The 15,217-nt window shown below is 35.5% G+C and carries 17 protein-coding genes; 8 read left to right on the top strand and 9 right to left on the bottom strand.

All coding sequences use genetic code 11. The annotated features are described in order from the left end of the window. The first annotated feature begins 286 nt into the window (after window positions 1-286). Together AC0L8O_RS00780 and hprK are read left to right on the top strand one after the other, a co-directional pair. Window positions 287-460, top strand: coding sequence for a hypothetical protein (locus AC0L8O_RS00780; RefSeq protein WP_473446200.1), 174 nt, complete (start codon window positions 287-289; stop codon window positions 458-460). A gap of 416 nt (window positions 461-876) precedes the next feature. Then, window positions 877-1,794, top strand: coding sequence for an HPr(Ser) kinase/phosphatase (gene hprK, locus AC0L8O_RS00775; RefSeq protein ID WP_473446199.1), 918 nt, complete (start codon window positions 877-879; stop codon window positions 1,792-1,794). A gap of 91 nt (window positions 1,795-1,885) precedes the next feature. Here the strand turns inward: hprK and AC0L8O_RS00770 are convergent, their stop codons facing one another. Further along, window positions 1,886-2,296, bottom strand: coding sequence for an Lrp/AsnC family transcriptional regulator (locus tag AC0L8O_RS00770; protein ID WP_026561551.1), 411 nt, complete (start codon window positions 2,294-2,296; stop codon window positions 1,886-1,888). Between the two features lie 115 nt (window positions 2,297-2,411). On the opposite strand from AC0L8O_RS00770, the gene AC0L8O_RS00765 reads away from it, so the two are divergent. Continuing rightward, window positions 2,412-3,173: an MBL fold metallo-hydrolase gene (locus tag AC0L8O_RS00765; RefSeq protein ID WP_473446198.1), complete on the top strand. Its 762-nt coding sequence runs from the start codon at window positions 2,412-2,414 to the stop codon at window positions 3,171-3,173. Between the two features lie 146 nt (window positions 3,174-3,319). Continuing rightward, window positions 3,320-4,627, top strand: coding sequence for an MFS transporter (locus AC0L8O_RS00760; protein WP_473446197.1), 1,308 nt, complete (start codon window positions 3,320-3,322; stop codon window positions 4,625-4,627). A gap of 52 nt (window positions 4,628-4,679) precedes the next feature. Here the strand turns inward: AC0L8O_RS00760 and AC0L8O_RS00755 are convergent, their stop codons facing one another. Continuing rightward, window positions 4,680-5,162 (bottom strand): DUF2798 domain-containing protein, encoded by a 483-nt coding sequence (locus tag AC0L8O_RS00755; RefSeq protein ID WP_473446196.1) that lies wholly within the window; start codon window positions 5,160-5,162, stop codon window positions 4,680-4,682. Between the two features lie 288 nt (window positions 5,163-5,450). Here AC0L8O_RS00755 and AC0L8O_RS00750 point away from each other — a divergent pair, with 288 nt between their 5' ends. After that, entirely contained in the window at window positions 5,451-6,206 is a 756-nt protein-coding gene (locus AC0L8O_RS00750; RefSeq protein ID WP_473446195.1) for a class I SAM-dependent methyltransferase, read from the top strand. A gap of 40 nt (window positions 6,207-6,246) precedes the next feature. Here AC0L8O_RS00750 and AC0L8O_RS00745 read toward each other — a convergent pair whose 3' ends face one another. From AC0L8O_RS00745 to AC0L8O_RS00730, 4 genes are all read right to left on the bottom strand, one after another. Further along, window positions 6,247-7,098 (bottom strand): LysR family transcriptional regulator, encoded by an 852-nt coding sequence (locus AC0L8O_RS00745; RefSeq protein ID WP_473446194.1) that lies wholly within the window; start codon window positions 7,096-7,098, stop codon window positions 6,247-6,249. 308 nt (window positions 7,099-7,406) lie between these two features. Further along, on the bottom strand, window positions 7,407-7,880 hold the full coding sequence (locus AC0L8O_RS00740) for a hypothetical protein (protein WP_473446193.1): 474 nt from the start codon (window positions 7,878-7,880) through the stop codon (window positions 7,407-7,409). Continuing rightward, the gene (locus AC0L8O_RS00735; protein WP_264144203.1) at window positions 7,877-8,092 is read right to left on the bottom strand and encodes a helix-turn-helix transcriptional regulator; all 216 of its coding nucleotides are present in this window, start codon (window positions 8,090-8,092) and stop codon (window positions 7,877-7,879) included. The genes AC0L8O_RS00740 and AC0L8O_RS00735 overlap by 4 nt, the downstream gene beginning before the upstream one ends. Before the next feature lie 342 nt (window positions 8,093-8,434). Continuing rightward, a complete protein-coding gene (locus AC0L8O_RS00730; protein ID WP_473446191.1) occupies window positions 8,435-8,647 on the bottom strand; it encodes a hypothetical protein in 213 nt (70 codons plus the stop codon). A 625-nt stretch (window positions 8,648-9,272) separates the two neighbouring features. Between AC0L8O_RS00730 and AC0L8O_RS00725 the strand changes: the two genes are divergently transcribed. Both AC0L8O_RS00725 and AC0L8O_RS00720 read left to right on the top strand, forming a co-directional pair. Beyond that, window positions 9,273-9,848, top strand: a complete 576-nt coding sequence (locus AC0L8O_RS00725) for a TetR/AcrR family transcriptional regulator (protein WP_473446190.1) — start codon at window positions 9,273-9,275, stop codon at window positions 9,846-9,848. A 57-nt stretch (window positions 9,849-9,905) separates the two neighbouring features. After that, complete coding sequence (locus AC0L8O_RS00720) at window positions 9,906-11,129, top strand: MFS transporter (RefSeq protein ID WP_473446189.1); 1,224 nt, start codon at window positions 9,906-9,908, stop codon at window positions 11,127-11,129. 333 nt (window positions 11,130-11,462) lie between these two features. Here AC0L8O_RS00720 and AC0L8O_RS00715 read toward each other — a convergent pair whose 3' ends face one another. The 3 genes from AC0L8O_RS00715 to AC0L8O_RS00705 all read right to left on the bottom strand — a co-directional run bounded on the left by AC0L8O_RS00715 (window position 11,463) and on the right by AC0L8O_RS00705 (window position 14,354). Then, window positions 11,463-12,359 carry a vanadium-dependent haloperoxidase gene (locus AC0L8O_RS00715; protein WP_473446188.1) on the bottom strand — a complete coding sequence of 299 codons (897 nt, stop codon included), beginning with the start codon at window positions 12,357-12,359 and terminating at the stop codon, window positions 11,463-11,465. Window positions 12,360-12,518: 159 nt separating this feature from the next. Then, a complete protein-coding gene (locus AC0L8O_RS00710) occupies window positions 12,519-12,989 on the bottom strand; it encodes a FixH family protein (protein ID WP_473446187.1) in 471 nt (156 codons plus the stop codon). An 18-nt stretch (window positions 12,990-13,007) separates the two neighbouring features. Continuing rightward, window positions 13,008-14,354, bottom strand: coding sequence for a PepSY-associated TM helix domain-containing protein (locus AC0L8O_RS00705; RefSeq protein WP_473448553.1), 1,347 nt, complete (start codon window positions 14,352-14,354; stop codon window positions 13,008-13,010). A gap of 189 nt (window positions 14,355-14,543) precedes the next feature. On the opposite strand from AC0L8O_RS00705, the gene AC0L8O_RS00700 reads away from it, so the two are divergent. Then, window positions 14,544-15,215 carry a response regulator transcription factor gene (locus AC0L8O_RS00700; protein WP_473446186.1) on the top strand — a complete coding sequence of 224 codons (672 nt, stop codon included), beginning with the start codon at window positions 14,544-14,546 and terminating at the stop codon, window positions 15,213-15,215. The last annotated feature ends 2 nt before the right edge of the window (window positions 15,216-15,217 follow it).

Raw genomic sequence — 15,217 nt, 5'->3', positions numbered from 1 at the left:
TAATGAAGCGATCCTTCATTAAAAACTACAATTTTCGACATTTTTTTCATTTGGTGAATTTTGAAGATATCCTTAAAAGAAATGATGAACGAAAAAGACTCTATCTTTAAAATTAGTGCACGATACTCTAAATTAAAAGACAAGTGCTTATGTGATGGCCCATTATCGTTACGGACTATAAATTGTTTTTGTGCTCGTCGATGATAATGTATTGTATAATAATAACAAATTTGGATTATTTTTAGCGAAAAAAAACAATATTTGTTATTTAAGGTGGTATCCCCTTATGATTACAGCTCTTAATCTAATTGGAAGTTTACTATTCGTAATCCTAGGATTTATTTCATATATACAATCTCTTAAAGTCTCCAATAAAGATTGGAGAGAATTAGCAATGATTTTTTCTTTGATTTTCATCGTTATTGGGTTATCTACTTATATCTATTTAATTATCTCTTAAATGAAAATCTATTTGTAATAGGAAATAACCAAAGAGATTAGACAGATCTGTTAAGGAAGAAGAATTGAAACATAGTAGAAAAAAGACGCTACAAGGATTAGTGTCTTTTCTCGTATTACTCTGCTACCAATTCTCCCTGAATTATATACACTTTTCATCTATCTCTAAAACAAACTACTTTGAGCCTATTTTTAGATTCCCTCTTAATAAGATTTTTTCCGCACTAACTCTCTCATAAGAAATATCCATTTATTTTTCGCTACAAGTAAAAAAACACGAATGAATCATTTCTGTGACATTCTTCCATAATGATAGATATCTACTCCTAAAATCATATATATTATATACAATATCATTGTTTTATTAGAGCACCTTATTTAAATAAATAGGCCTCTAGAAAGGAGAGCATCTACATATTGAAATTATTAACCGTTGAACATTTGGTTCAAAAATTTGCATTAAAGGTTCTTGCTGGTGAAGAACAACTACAAAAAGCTATAACACAACCTAGATGTCATCGTCCTGGTTTAGAGTTCGTTGGTCACTTTGATTTTTTCCCAACAGAACGAGTCCAAATACTAGGAAGCAAAGAGATTACTTATTTACATAAATTAAGCTTGGATGAGCGTCAATTTCGGATAGGGAATATTGTGAAGTATCACCCGCCTTGTTTCATTGTGACGGCTGGGGAAGAAGGACTAACCTACTTAACACAATATTGTCTTGAAGAGGGAATCCCTCTATTGTGTACGAATACACCACAGCCAACCTCTGAATTCATTACAAAACTTGATGCTTATATGGTTAAGGCATTAGCACCTGAGACAGCAATCCATGGAGTTTGTATTAATGTCTATGGAATGGGGATTCTAATTCGAGGAAAATCCGGAGTTGGGAAAAGTGAAACAGCACATACATTGATTGGGCGGGGACACCGACTTGTTGCAGATGATATTGTCGTGTTAAAAAAGCTTAGTCCGACCACCATTCTTGGCACACATGACGAGAAAACAAAGGAATTTCTTTCACTCCGAAGCATTGGACTTTTAAATGTTGTCCGACTATATGGAAGAAAAGCATTTCAAGATGAAACAAGAATTGCGCTAGATATTGAATTGACTAAATGGCAAAAAGATACCCTCAATAATGAATTGGAGCAGGAATCGAAATATACAGAATATATGGGGGTAAACATTCCTCATATTGAAATCCAATTGCAGCCTGGACGTGATGTTGCAGGGTTAATTGAAGCAGCCGCTAATAATTGGCTTTTGAAACAGCAGGGATATAGTGCAGCAGAAGAATTTATTAAGCGCCTGGAATCTGAGTTTTAATGTAATTTACATAATCGCATTTTTCTAAGAGTCGCTGTACTTTACCTAGAAAGTATAGCGACTCTTTTGGTGCAACCTCAAATAACACACATTACTTATTAATAATAATCGTTAATTTATAGTTTGCATGCTGATTCAAATCTTCTAAAAATTGATTTAATACTTCATTAGATGAAAATTTACACTCAAGCAGGTAACAACCATCTCCACTAATTTTATAATTGTTTAAAATAAATGACTTCTGAGTTTTAATAAATGAAAGATATGAATCATGATGAGGACTTTTTGTATAAATATTGATCATCGCATGAATCAGGCAGCCTAATTTTGCCTGGTTTATTTTAATTGTATACCCCTCTATAACTCCATTATCCTCTAACTTCGCTACTCTTGTTGCAGCAGCTTGACCAGTCAAGTGAACCTTCTCACCCAATTCCTTCATTGTGATCCGGCTGTTCTTGGATAGTTCATCAAGGATACGCATATCTGTTTGATCTAACATTTATTCAACTCCTTTCAATAATCAAGTTAAACCACCAAAAGACTTGATTTTATCTATGTAAATGATCGTTGGTCATAGTTTAAACTATACCTAATTCAAAGAAAAGGGGAAAAAAATGAAGATACAACAAATTCGCAACGCAACAATCGTTGTTCAATATGCAGGAAAAATATTTTTAGTTGATCCATTTTTAGCAGAGAAAGGGACTTATCCTCCTTTCCCAAATTCCATAAGACAAGATCAACAAAATCCATTAGTCAGTTTACCAGTTTCCATTGACGAACTTATGCATGAAGTCGATGCTGTTATTGTCACACATCTCCATTTAGATCATTACGATGATACAGCGAAAAAAGTCATACCGAAACACTTAAAAATGTTTGTGCAAAATGAAGAAGATGCTGCAGTTGTTAAAAGTGATGGCTTTCAACATGTTGAAGTTTTAACAGAAGATACGACTCTTGAGGGGATTCAAATAATCAAAACGAAAGGTGAGCATGGCAGAGGAGATATTTTAAAAATGGCTGGAGTCGTTTGTGGTGTTGTCTTTAAGCACCCTTCCGAAAAAACATTATATATTGCAGGTGATACGGTTTGGTATGAAGGAACACAAGAAGTGATCAATACTCATCATCCTGAAATTATAGTTGTAAACGGCGGAGATAACCAATTCCTAGAAGGCGGACCTTTAGTTATGGGGAAAGAAGATATCTTTGAAGTGTATAAAACTGCCCCTAACGCAACGATTGTTTCTGTCCATATGGAGGCCGTTAATCATTGGACGTTATCCAGAGAAGAATTAAAAAGCTTTGTTCAAGAAAAAGGAATCTCATCTCAGGTACTTGTTCCTGATGACGGTGAATCATATACATTTTAACAGCTCTTAAAACATATTTTCCAAAAATCTTTTTCATTTTCAATTTTGACCATTAACAGTAATATATTGGTAAGGGCTCATGAATGTATTGTTCATCTCATGAGCTCTTTCTAATGAGGATGAAGCATTTTGGGGAGGTGCAAAGGATGAAAAAAGAAACACAACAGCATCCAAGTTGGGTGCAGGAATACATTGATTCACCTGAGAAACAACAAATGCTGTACAAAAAAACATTAAAAATCGTGATCTTGTCACAAATTTTTGGTGGAGCAGGGCTTGCTGCAGGGATTACAGTTGGTGCCCTTCTAGCCCAGGATATGCTTGGTACAGAAAGTGCTGCTGGCCTTCCGGTTGCATTGCTCACATTAGGATCTGCAGGGGCTGCATTGCTAGTTGGCCGACTTTCGCAGCGTTTTGGACGAAGAATAGGACTTGCAGCAGGTTTTTTCGCTGGTGGTCTTGGAGCCATTGGGATTATCACGGCCTCTTTACTTAACAGTATTTTGCTATTATTCTTATCTCTTCTTATCTATGGAGCTGGTACCGCTACAAATCTATTAGCCAGATATGCAGGTACAGACTTAGCAACACCTAAACAAAGGGCCACTGCTGTGAGCATGGCAATGGTCTCAACTACTTTTGGAGCTGTAGCAGGTCCAAACCTTGTTGATGTAATGGGGAATTTTGCACAATCAATTGGTATTCCTCCATTAGCAGGTCCCTTTATCTTAGCTGCTGCTGCTTTTATTCTCGCCGGATCCGTTCTCTTCATTTTTCTTCGTCCGGATCCATTGATTGTATCGACAGCCGTAGCGAAGGCACAGGAAAAAACGAATCGAATACAGAAAAAGCAAGCTTTAGATAACCCGAGCAGAAATAATAGCGGCATCGTTGTTGGTGCAACCATTATGGTGTTAACTCAGCTCGTGATGGTGGCCATTATGACGATGACACCTATTCATATGGAACACTATGGTCACGGGCTCAGAGCAGTAGGGTTAGTCATCGGATTTCATATAGGCGCTATGTATCTACCTTCACTTTTTACCGGAGTGTTAGTAGATAAAGTGGGACGCACGGCTATGGCGATCGCTGCCGGTGCCACGCTATTATTCTCAGGCTTGGTGGCTGCTTTTGCACCTGGCGATTCAATGGGATTACTTATTTTTGCCCTCATTTTGCTTGGCGTTGGTTGGAACTTTGGCTTAATAAGTGGAACAGCCCTTATTGTTGATGCCACACATCCAACTACCCGTGCCAAAACACAAGGATCTGTTGATGTGTTGGTTGCATTATCAGGTGCCTCCGGCAGTGCGTTATCAGGATTGGTTGTCGCACATTCCAGTTATGCCGCGCTATCTCTTTCTGGAGCTGTACTCTCACTTTTACTAATACCTGTCGTTGTTTGGTCCCATACGACTCAAAGGAAAGAAAAGGTCAACTCGTTAAGCTAACGTAAAAAGACAGGATCTTTTTTAAAAGAAAGATCCTGTCTTTTTTCTACTTTTATACACTTACGATCTTAGTAGATTTAACATACTTAACAAATAAAAAGCGAACCAGCGGTCCCATAATAAGGATCTGTAAAGGCAGTGCCATCATAAAGTTCTTACCAAATACAGATAAATAATCAGGCAGAATGGTACTCGCTGTAAATCCATTGTGAATATACGTTGTAACAAGGCCATAAATAGACATAAAGAAAGCCATCCCTATCACCATACATATAGAAATTGATAGAATTGTATATACCTTATTATTTGTCTTAGCCGTTAATTTCAAAGCGAATTTTTTGGCATTAGGCCCAACGATAAACAAATCAAGTATGAATGCAATAACAAATCCAATAAGAAACTCAGAAATTCCCTCTATAAGAGTAAGTTCCCCAATCATTCCATTGAGATAAACATTATAGATCGTCATAAAGAATACCATTCCAAAACACATCATAAAACCAAATTGTATACTTTCCTTCTTTGTTGTTGGCATTTTTTGCTCCTCCTTCAGTTCATACCTCTGTATTATAGAGAGGATAAAAATCCTTCGTAAGTGAACATTTTGTGAACCTTGCTTTAAAGGATGGAGGAGCAACCAACTCTTAACCTCTAATGCGTAAAGTGACAATATCGTTGTTTAATTTTTGATATTAGATACTTCACTGTACTATAAAAGATGAGTTAATTCCTGATAGGAATCAATTATTATTAAATTAATTATTAGATTGAAATTCATCTGACATGATAATCTAAATGTATCAACTTTTGGGGGATGGTATAAATGACTGATTGGAATGCGACACTTTATGATAACAAGCACAAGTTTGTTTCAAATTTCGGTGAGGACCTTGTTTCCTTCTTAAATCCACAAAAGGGAGAACATGTTTTAGACGTTGGTTGTGGTACAGGAGATTTAGCTTATGATATTTCAAAAAAAGGTGCAACTGTTACTGGTATTGATGCTGCACTGTCTATGATTGAAGTTGCAAAAGAAAAGTACCCTGATATCCACTTTAACGTTCAAAATGGCGAGAATTTTTCTTTTGACCCTCAATTTCATGCAGTGTTCTCAAATGCTGCCATTCACTGGATGAAAAATCAGCAGAAGGTCATTCAAAATTGTTATGATGTTCTTCTTCCTGGTGGCCGTTTCGTCGCCGAATTAGGTGGAGCAAATAATATACAATCTATTGTGGATGCCATAAAGGAAGCATCGGAACGCTTATCAATTTTGTACGATGCCACTTTATTTCCATGGGTTTTTCCAACAAAAAAAGAAATGGCAGAGCATCTTATCAACGCTGGTTTTACTATAATAACAATCGAGCATTATGAACGACCAACACCTTTAGTTGGAGAAGATGGTATTCGAAACTGGCTTGAAATGTTCAGTAACAATATGTTCAAGAATCTTACAAATGAAGAAAAAGAAGCAATCCATAGCGAATCTGAATGTATTTTACGTCCTCAACTTTATAAAGAAAATGGTTGGGTTGCTGATTATTGGCGCATTCGTTTCATTGCACAAAAGCATTAATACAAAGCAGCTTAGATATTCCAAAGATCTAAGCTGCTTTTCACTTTTGATATACAGTGATACATGCTTTTATAAATCGATCAAATATAGGATGGGTGTATTTAGTATAAACGAATGTGGCAGAGAGAATGTCATCGTCTATTTCAGGAATTTGCGCAAAAAGTTCACTTTTTTCTATTTCTGTTTGGACAACGCTTTTGGGTAAGAACGCAATACCCATCCCCTGTTTAATAAAAGTTTTAATTACTTCTGTTTGGTTCAATCTTTCTATTCGGCAATCCCTAGGTAAATGACTTTCAATTTGCTCCCAATAAGGAGAAAAAGCATGTGTATATATCGGGAATTTTTTTATTAATAAGTGAAAATCCTTTGCAGCAAATGGTTGAGGACCTACAATCATAACAGGTTCATTTGCAATCATCGTTGTTAGTAGCTCTCTAGTGGAAGGAACTTTCGATAGCCCAATATCAATTTGTTGACGGAAAACAGCTTCACCTATCTCATTTGATGGTAAAATGTCAATTTGAACGATTATATCTGGTTGAAACTTTTTAAAATGCTGAATGATAAAAGGAAGCGTGGAATTCGCAATTTGTGGAGCTACCCCTAAAGAAATTTTTTGAGAATAGCCAGCTTGAAATGCTTTCATCTCCAGGACTATTTGTTCTTCAAACTCTACTAACTGAATTGCTCGTGGTAGAAAATAATGGCCATTTGCATTTAAATTCACCCGTTTGTGAACCCTATCAAACAATTGAATACTCAATACTTTTTCAAGTTTTTGAATTTGTTTTGTAACAGCTGATTGTGTCATCATTAATTCTTCTGCAACTTCTCGAAAGTTTTCTTTTTTCGCAGCAAGTATGAATGTTTTTAGTAATTCTATTTCCACATCTTTTTCCGCCTTTTTAAAATTCACAAACTAATCCAGATTAGATCGTATATATCTTAATTATTGAATAAGTTTATTCCAAGATCCGGCCTGGTACATAATTTTCTCTGTATATTCTAACATAAGTATCCAATTTACTTGTTGGATGGTATTCAAGATATTGTCCTAACACGTAAAGGAGCGCAATTCCTCTGGAATAGCGCTCTTTTCTGGAACAACTTTATTGACATTAAACATCTAATTCTTGATTTTTAGTTTTGTTTTCCATTGAGGCTCTTCATTTTCAAATCGCTCTCTTATCCCTTTTTCTATAGATTTTTATGAAGTGAATGAAAGTAACTAATCATTTGTACAACTGGCAATAACAACAGAATAATGATTGGATAGTATGGGATATTCTCTTGAATTAACGGATAAAAAAGCAGTAATCCCGCTGCAATCGGTGCTGTGTACCACATAGCAATATAAGAACTTCTACATGCCTTTGCTGTGATCATTTGTTCCCTCTCATCCGCTTCTTCAAGTTCTGGTGGAAGCATAAAAGCTTTCCACATGCTTTTATGCTTCTTCTTTCCTTTTGCGATAAAATAGATTGAAATTGGGATGCAAATCATAATAAATATTAATAACGGTAAAATATTTACAGAAATTTCCCATGGTGGTTCTGGATCCTTTATAATGTCTGCAAATTGCATTTGTGCCTCATAAAACATCACAAGCGCCCACCCAAATAAAATGATTGTCACAATATTTAATATTGCTGGTTGAAAAATTTTCTTCATTTTTCTCCACTCCTTCCTTTAAGCCAGAAAACATCTTCCATCTTTGATTTAAATACTTCACAAACCTTTAAGGCTAATAAAAGTGACGGTGTGTAATCCCCTTTTTCAATTGCAGCGATGGTTTGACGAGAGACCCCTACAAGTTCAGCTAACATTGCTTGCGTTAGATCAAATCTTGCTCGTAGCTCTTTCACACGATTTTGAAGTTCCATTTGGTCACCTTCCAATATTAACTATATTTATATTGTAAGTATATTTAACATAATGTAAAGTTTAATTAACATATCAACTGTAAAAAAACAGTACATTTTATGTAGAATTGTACGGTTCCATTAATTTAAACTCTCAAAATTTCACTAGGAGTTACTTCACTACCTGGCCCTTAACATAAAGAAAAAGCACAATTCTTTTACTGTAGTATTGCGCCTTATAGCAGAAGACTTAATTTTTAAGATAATCTTAAAGACTTTAATAAATGGTCTTCACTATTGCCCAGATTGTTGAATAAAAAAATCAATTAAACAAGGTAAAAAAGATAGTTAAAAGCTTTGAGGTCAATTTCTAGAAGTGCTAAGTGATAAATAGTCTGTCTGTGAAATAACATCTATTTCTTGGCCATCTTTTTCGTAAACGGTTAAACTACCTTCTTGCTCTTTTTTATTCCAACCCCATAGCCTAATGATTGCTCGGTACCTTAAAGGCAGACCATTTTCTTCTGAAGCTGCTCCCCAGTTATAAGCTTCTAGATTACTTTTATAAGTTGTCATTTCAGCAGTTTTGGGAACTGGAAACCCCTCAAATTCTTCTGATTCCTCATATGAAAAAAGAATTGGTAAGGGAATGACAATTAATAAAGCAATACATGCAATTAACCCACTTACTATCTTTTTATTAATCTTTGATCATCCTTCCACTTTGTTTTTATCGAATTCAAAAATCACACCAAAACCTTCTTAATTTTTTCCTCCGTTAAACTGTCATACTGTATATTACCAATTGTTTCAAAACAAGTGATCCATTTCAACAATTTTTAACAAGATAGGCGCCCTATTGCTGAAGATTAAATAAAGGAAAATATATCGTTAACTACTTTAAATATGATGTATTTTCACTTCATTCACCTTTTTATGATTATCTTTCCTCCAATAGTTTTTACTTCTCCATGCATATGATTTTAGCAGCAGAGACGTGGAAAGTTAACGTTATCCGCAAAAGTTGTCTCATCAATATTCCACTTTAATTGGATCTCTTCAAAAATACTATACAACACGATCTGAAAAGCCGTTGAAAAAGCAACAGTCATCATTGCCTTGACTTGATTAAGAATATGTTTTTCTGGACTCTTCGTTCCGAAACCTCTATACTAATTTATATGAATGGGGGTGTTGTAACTTGGGTAGAAGGATTAGTTTTAACAAAGAACATGCTTTGAATAAAGCTATGTATTTATTCTGGGAGAAAGGTTATGACGCTACATATATCTCAGATCTTATTGAAACGATGGGAATAAGTCGATCTACTCTCTACGATAGTTTTGGGGATAAGGATGAACTATTTAAACTGGTTTTAGAACATTATAAAAACTATGGCTATCGAAGAAGAAATTTACTTTTTAGTGGTATAAACACTAAAGCATCACTTAAATCCTTTTTTTATCAACAAATAGAAAAATGCTATTCAGATGACAATCCAAAAAGTTGTATTATCACTAATTCTTCACTGCTTATTGGACATATTGATCCTTCCATAGAAGAAATACTTATAAATGATTTTAATGAACTTGAAAAAGTATTTAAGCAAGTCATTGAAGAAGGAAAAGAGAAAGGGGAAATTTCACAAGAGGCTAATTCTGAATTAGTTGCATATTCTTTATTAAGTTTAAATCATAGCATTAATTTAATGTCCAGATACAAAAAAGAGAAAAACCTAGCCTATAACCTAGTGGATAAGACTATTGCAGACCTATAGTCTTTCTTTTTTAAATATTATGGAACGAACGTACCAAAATAAAAATAAACAAAAGGAATGATAAAATTGACTAAAAAAACAAATTTTCTAATTTTCATTTTGGCAATTAGTTGCGGTTCACTTGCTACTAATATTTATTATGCTCAACCAATTGTACAATTCATTGCAGAAGATCTAAACATCCCATCTGATTTATCTGGATTGCTCACTACTTTAACCCAAATTGGGTATGGATTGGGATTATTTTTTATCGTACCAATGGCTGACTTATTTAGAAGCAAGAAAATAATTGCTATTCTGATCGGGCTTTCTATTATTTCATTAATTGGCACTCTTATTTCGACAAATGGAATGGTTTTTTTACTATTAACAACCATAATTGGCATTGGGGCCTGTGCGGCTCAAATATTAGTTCCACTAACCATGAGGATTGTGCCTGTTGAAGAGACAGGTAAATATGTAGGGAAAGTGATGAGTGGTTTATTGATTGGAATTATGATTGCTCGCCCATTATCTCTCGGAATAACTGACTGGTTCGGCTGGAGAATGGTATTTCTATTTTCATTAATAACGCTAGTTGTCGTATTACTGTTAATTATAAAATTTTTGCCTAACTATGAAGTTGGATCAAATAGTAACATGTCATATTCAAATCTAATTGCTTCTATGGTGAAGCTACTAATAAATACTTCTCCTTTGCAACAAAGAGCTTTTTATCACGCATGTTTATTTGCAACATTTAGTCTTTATTGGACAGTACTCCCAATTTTACTAAGGTCTGAACCATTACATTTTTCAAATAATGAAATTGCATTAATTGGATTTGTTGCAATAGCTGGAGCTTTATTAACTCCTACTATTGGTAAAATAGCAGATAAAGGTTATATTTTTTCAATGACTAATATATCAATGGCGCTCGTACTATTATCTATTGTACTTTTATTTTTTGTTCAAGATCATTCACTATTGAGTGTAATGTTAGTCCTTATCTCCGGAATTAGCATCGATATAGGGGTATCAGGAAATTTATTATTAGGTCAAAAAGTTATCTTTGGTTTGAATCCCGAGGTAAGAAACAGACTTAATGGATTATATATGACTATTTTCTTTTTGGGAGGAGCCTTTGGTTCTTGGATCGGAAGTTACTCATACTATAAATTTAATAGTGAAGTAACATTACTCATTGGAACAGCTTTGCCGTTAATCGCCTTATTCGTTCATTTAATAAAAAATAAGACAAAAAATTTATCAAAAACCACTAAAAGTAACTACATGTTATAAATATTAATGTACCCCAAAGGTTAGAGAGAAAATCTAATTTTTCGGGTACATACATTCATATTATTATCTATATCAGGAGCAAAATCGCTTATCTTTATACGTTTTGGCCTATGCTAAAAATAAAATTATAACCAATACACCTCATACATCTCTCCAATGCCTTATTACAAGCGGAGTTATCGGAAATGAACAAGGGTAAATTTTTTATCTCGACCTTTTTAAGGAAAACTACAATAAAACAACCTCCCACTTACCCTTCGTTAAGGGGGAAGTAGGAGGTATGTTCCAAGTACTCGTTTAATCTACGACGTTCACATTCATTTCAACGCAATCCTATAAATATATTAATGGTTTGGGAACATGGATGTTTTTATCTTTAACTGTGCTCGTTTCTTTTTCATCCATTACAAGGGAAGTACAGGTATTTGAGAAGTCGAAGGGAATAAACTGATTGTAATCGTCAGGAAAAATATCTGCATTTAGGAAACGGTTAAATGGTTGATCAATGGGTTTCTGATCACTATCACGTTGTGTTTTTAGGTGATTCACAATAACTGTCCCAATATATCTTCCTAATTTTAGTCCTTCATCGTTATCTGATGGAAAATGAACTCCTGCATACAAACGACTAAGAGCATTGTCATTTGCTATTTCCCGAAGCTTTTTTGCTTCCTTTGGAAAGAAGTAGCTTAGCACGACTTGTGCACATCCTGACATAGTGGCATGACCGGATGGATAAGTTGGAAAACGAGGTGTGCATAATAATGTTCCCATTTCTTGGTCATATTGATTTGGCCTTGCTACATCCCATCGATATTTTAAATTCCACACTATGATCATTGTGTCATTAACAGCACCCTGTACAGCAGCTAATATCCTTGCTGCATCTGTTGGACCAACTCCATACGTATCAATTAAGCGATCGATTACTGGAGTCCACTGTTTGGTAGGGACCCCTGTTCCATAATATATCCCAATCTCTTTTTGATTAGGGGTAAGTTTTTTTAGCGTATTTTGAACGATAAGTAACTCTCTATTGAAGTCAATCAGGTTGGGATGTGTGATAGGAAGTTTCATTTTCCTTCCGTTAGGGGTAAGAAAGTTTCCGTTCCTATCTCTTTTTAAATAAATCAGAGGCCATGATCCTGCCAAAGGGGTAACCGGATTAGTAGGTTGTTTCGCTTCTCCCGCATATGGCACCTCAGACCATCGTAAATATTTTGTGTTCATAACTAAATTACCTCACATTCTTCATTTCTAAATACTTCATAGTATGAGAGAAATGAAGAAAAGTATAGGCAAATAGGAACTAGGCTTGTAACTTAATTATCGCTTCCTTATTCCATGTTTACCTTTATAATATTTTATAAGTCTTTAGTATCACTTCATTTAATGGTGACCTTCATGCCCACCACTCTGTGGTTTTGCATGACTATCTAAAAATTCCACATCATTCTCTGTTAACTTCCCAACGACAAATTGCTTTTGCGGCATGATGATGGACCCGCCGTTACTGGCATGAACTTGTACAAAATAAAGACCATCTTCATTAAAATCTTTCCTTATACTATATAACCCATTTTTCTCTTTCTTAGCTTGCTCCATTTCATAATGAACAGTACCTTCTTGATTCCAAATTTCAAAATGGACATAGTCCGCATCTACCACCGGCTCTCCTGCTTGCGTAAGCTTTACTTTTATCGTCTCTTGTTGATTGTCAGTAAATGTTTCCGGTATATAAATGTTCAGATTAATAGGTTTTTCTTGTTTATATAATGTCACGACATCCTGTTCATTTGAACATGCCGTTAAGATCATGACAAACAAAGCTGCGATTGAATAACTAAACCTTTTTCTCATTCGACCTCTCCCCTTTCCTTATGCATGAAAGAACTGTTTTAATCTTGGGATTCTTTGAATGAAAAGCCAATCAATAAGCCAAACAACAATGATTGATAACCCGACTAACGGGAAGATAATTCCTAATATGATTAATAGAAGTAAAAAGCCTTTTACTTTCCTTGCGCTAGGTGCTTTAGGTGCACTCAGATCATGTTTCTTTTTTCGAACCAGCCATAAATAATAGCCGCTACATGCCACAAAGATTATTCCCCAGCAAATGATGAGACTCATTAATTGATTGAACCAGCCAAACTGTGTCCCTTTATGAAGAGTAACTCCCAAAGCCACTACTTTACCAATGAGTCCATAGTTCTCGAACCGATAGTCCGTTAACACTGCACCCGTATATTGATCCACATGCATCGTTAACTCATCTTGTGCTTTTGGTGGATAAGCTGATAACGTATAAACTCCTGTCGGGTCACTTGGCATATAGATCGTATAGCTTGGATGAATTCCTTCACGTTCTGCTACTGTAACCACTTCATCAATCGGGATTGGGATAAATCCCCCTACTTCTGAAGAGGGGATTTCCAGGTTTTCTGCTGCCCATGGTACGTCTGCAATGTCCTTAGTTTGGATCGTTGAAGTTGGTGCACTTCCGAAATAAATGGAAGGCGGGTATCCTACACCTGTTTGTGTGGCGAAGTTTTGGAAATGACCTCCCCAGAATCCTGACCAAGGCAGGCCTGTCATGATTAAGAACAGCATACCAGCTGCGATCCAGAATCCTGGCACAGCATGCAAGTCCCTCACGAGGATCTTTTTGCCCTTTTTAAATCGGGGAAAAACGACGCCTGAAACGGTGAATTTTTTCTTAGGCATCCACAAATAAAAACCCGTAATAACAAGAATAACAGCCCAACATGCTACTAATTCAACGATTCGGTCACCAACTGTACCTGCCATTAATTCACCATGGAATTCTTCTATTTTATCCATGATTCGATCTTCGTTGTTCAATTCTCCGATAACGTTTCCTGTATAAGGATCACTAAAAACGGTAAGTGATTTATCATGATTCATAATGCCAACTTCACTCGAACGACTCTCTGACTCGCCAGGTCGAAATGTCGTTACAACCGCATCAGGATAGTGTTTTTTCACTTCTTCAATTTGAGCAGTTGGAGAAATTTTCTCATCCTGCGGAGTTACCTCATAAAGGTCTTTATAGAGAAAATTCTCAATCTCCGGTTTATATAAATAAATCGAACCCGTAACTGCTAGAATAATAAGAAACGGGGCAATAAGAAGCCCGGCATAAAAATGCCATCTCCACACTGTCTTATACAGAGAAGGCTGTGTTTGCTTTCCTGTTTTCATCACTACTGTAACTCCTCTTCCATGATTTTTTTCTTTAACTATCATAATAAAAGAAAAATGTGTGGGAATTGTGAAGAAAACTATATTCTGAACAGTTGACTCTTTTAAAACTCACAAAAACTTCACAACTTAAAAGTAAAATGATATGTATGATAGATAATCATAGTGTAAATAAGTGAGGGACTTCAGATGAGTGTAACCATAATGATTATTGAAGATGAAGACCAAATGAGACAACTGGTCAAAACCTTTCTATTAAAAGAAGGATACTCGGTATTAGAAGCCTCAAATGGAATTGATGCACTTTCCAAACTCAAACACAATATACCTGACCTTCTACTAGTCGATGTCATGATGCCCTATATGGACGGGTTCACATTTGCAAATGAAGTAAAAAAAATCCATGACATTCCACTAATCTTTTTAACCGCAAAAGGAGAAGAATGGGATAAAATCCATGGGCTAAAATTAGGCGGTGATGACTATATTGTGAAGCCGTTCCATCCCGGTGAATTATTAGCACGGATCGAATCGGTTTTAAGAAGGGCAAAAGTGGCCACTACACCTGTTTCCAGAAAAGCAATCGGCCCGCTTATATTTGATGTAGATTCCCACTCTGCCACGATAAATGGCCAATCCCTTTCTTTAACAATAAAGGAATATGAGCTATTGCTTCTACTTGCGACAAATAACGGAAAAGTATTTTCAAGAGAACAGCTATTACAATCCATTTGGGGTTATTCTTATACTGGCAGTGAACGAACAGTTGATACACATATTAAGACACTGCGTTTGAAACTAAAGCAATATGGGACTCTTATTCAAACCGTTTGGGGAAAAGGCTATAAATTAGAGGTGTAGAA

Source organism: Metabacillus sp. KJ11-3, assembly GCF_055808295.1.
Note: the sequence above shows the minus strand (reverse complement) of the source record. Positions and strands in the feature narration are given on the sequence as shown.

What these genes read in the sequence shown, in the direction of transcription:
- AC0L8O_RS00780 (WP_473446200.1), top strand. Translation starts at nt 287, where the DNA reads ATGATTACAGCTCTTAATCTAATTGGAAGTTTACTATTCGTAATCCTA.
- AC0L8O_RS00770 (WP_026561551.1), bottom strand. Translation starts at nt 2,296, where the DNA reads ATGTTAGATCAAACAGATATGCGTATCCTTGATGAACTATCCAAGAAC.
- AC0L8O_RS00765 (WP_473446198.1), top strand. Translation starts at nt 2,412, where the DNA reads ATGAAGATACAACAAATTCGCAACGCAACAATCGTTGTTCAATATGCA.
- AC0L8O_RS00760 (WP_473446197.1), top strand. Translation starts at nt 3,320, where the DNA reads ATGAAAAAAGAAACACAACAGCATCCAAGTTGGGTGCAGGAATACATT.
- AC0L8O_RS00755 (WP_473446196.1), bottom strand. Translation starts at nt 5,162, where the DNA reads ATGCCAACAACAAAGAAGGAAAGTATACAATTTGGTTTTATGATGTGT.
- AC0L8O_RS00750 (WP_473446195.1), top strand. Translation starts at nt 5,451, where the DNA reads ATGACTGATTGGAATGCGACACTTTATGATAACAAGCACAAGTTTGTT.
- AC0L8O_RS00740 (WP_473446193.1), bottom strand. Translation starts at nt 7,880, where the DNA reads ATGAAGAAAATTTTTCAACCAGCAATATTAAATATTGTGACAATCATT.
- AC0L8O_RS00735 (WP_264144203.1), bottom strand. Translation starts at nt 8,092, where the DNA reads ATGGAACTTCAAAATCGTGTGAAAGAGCTACGAGCAAGATTTGATCTA.
- AC0L8O_RS00730 (WP_473446191.1), bottom strand. Translation starts at nt 8,647, where the DNA reads ATGACAACTTATAAAAGTAATCTAGAAGCTTATAACTGGGGAGCAGCT.
- AC0L8O_RS00720 (WP_473446189.1), top strand. Translation starts at nt 9,906, where the DNA reads ATGATAAAATTGACTAAAAAAACAAATTTTCTAATTTTCATTTTGGCA.
- AC0L8O_RS00715 (WP_473446188.1), bottom strand. Translation starts at nt 12,359, where the DNA reads ATGAACACAAAATATTTACGATGGTCTGAGGTGCCATATGCGGGAGAA.
- AC0L8O_RS00710 (WP_473446187.1), bottom strand. Translation starts at nt 12,989, where the DNA reads ATGAGAAAAAGGTTTAGTTATTCAATCGCAGCTTTGTTTGTCATGATC.
- AC0L8O_RS00705 (WP_473448553.1), bottom strand. Translation starts at nt 14,354, where the DNA reads ATGAAAACAGGAAAGCAAACACAGCCTTCTCTGTATAAGACAGTGTGG.
- AC0L8O_RS00700 (WP_473446186.1), top strand. Translation starts at nt 14,544, where the DNA reads ATGAGTGTAACCATAATGATTATTGAAGATGAAGACCAAATGAGACAA.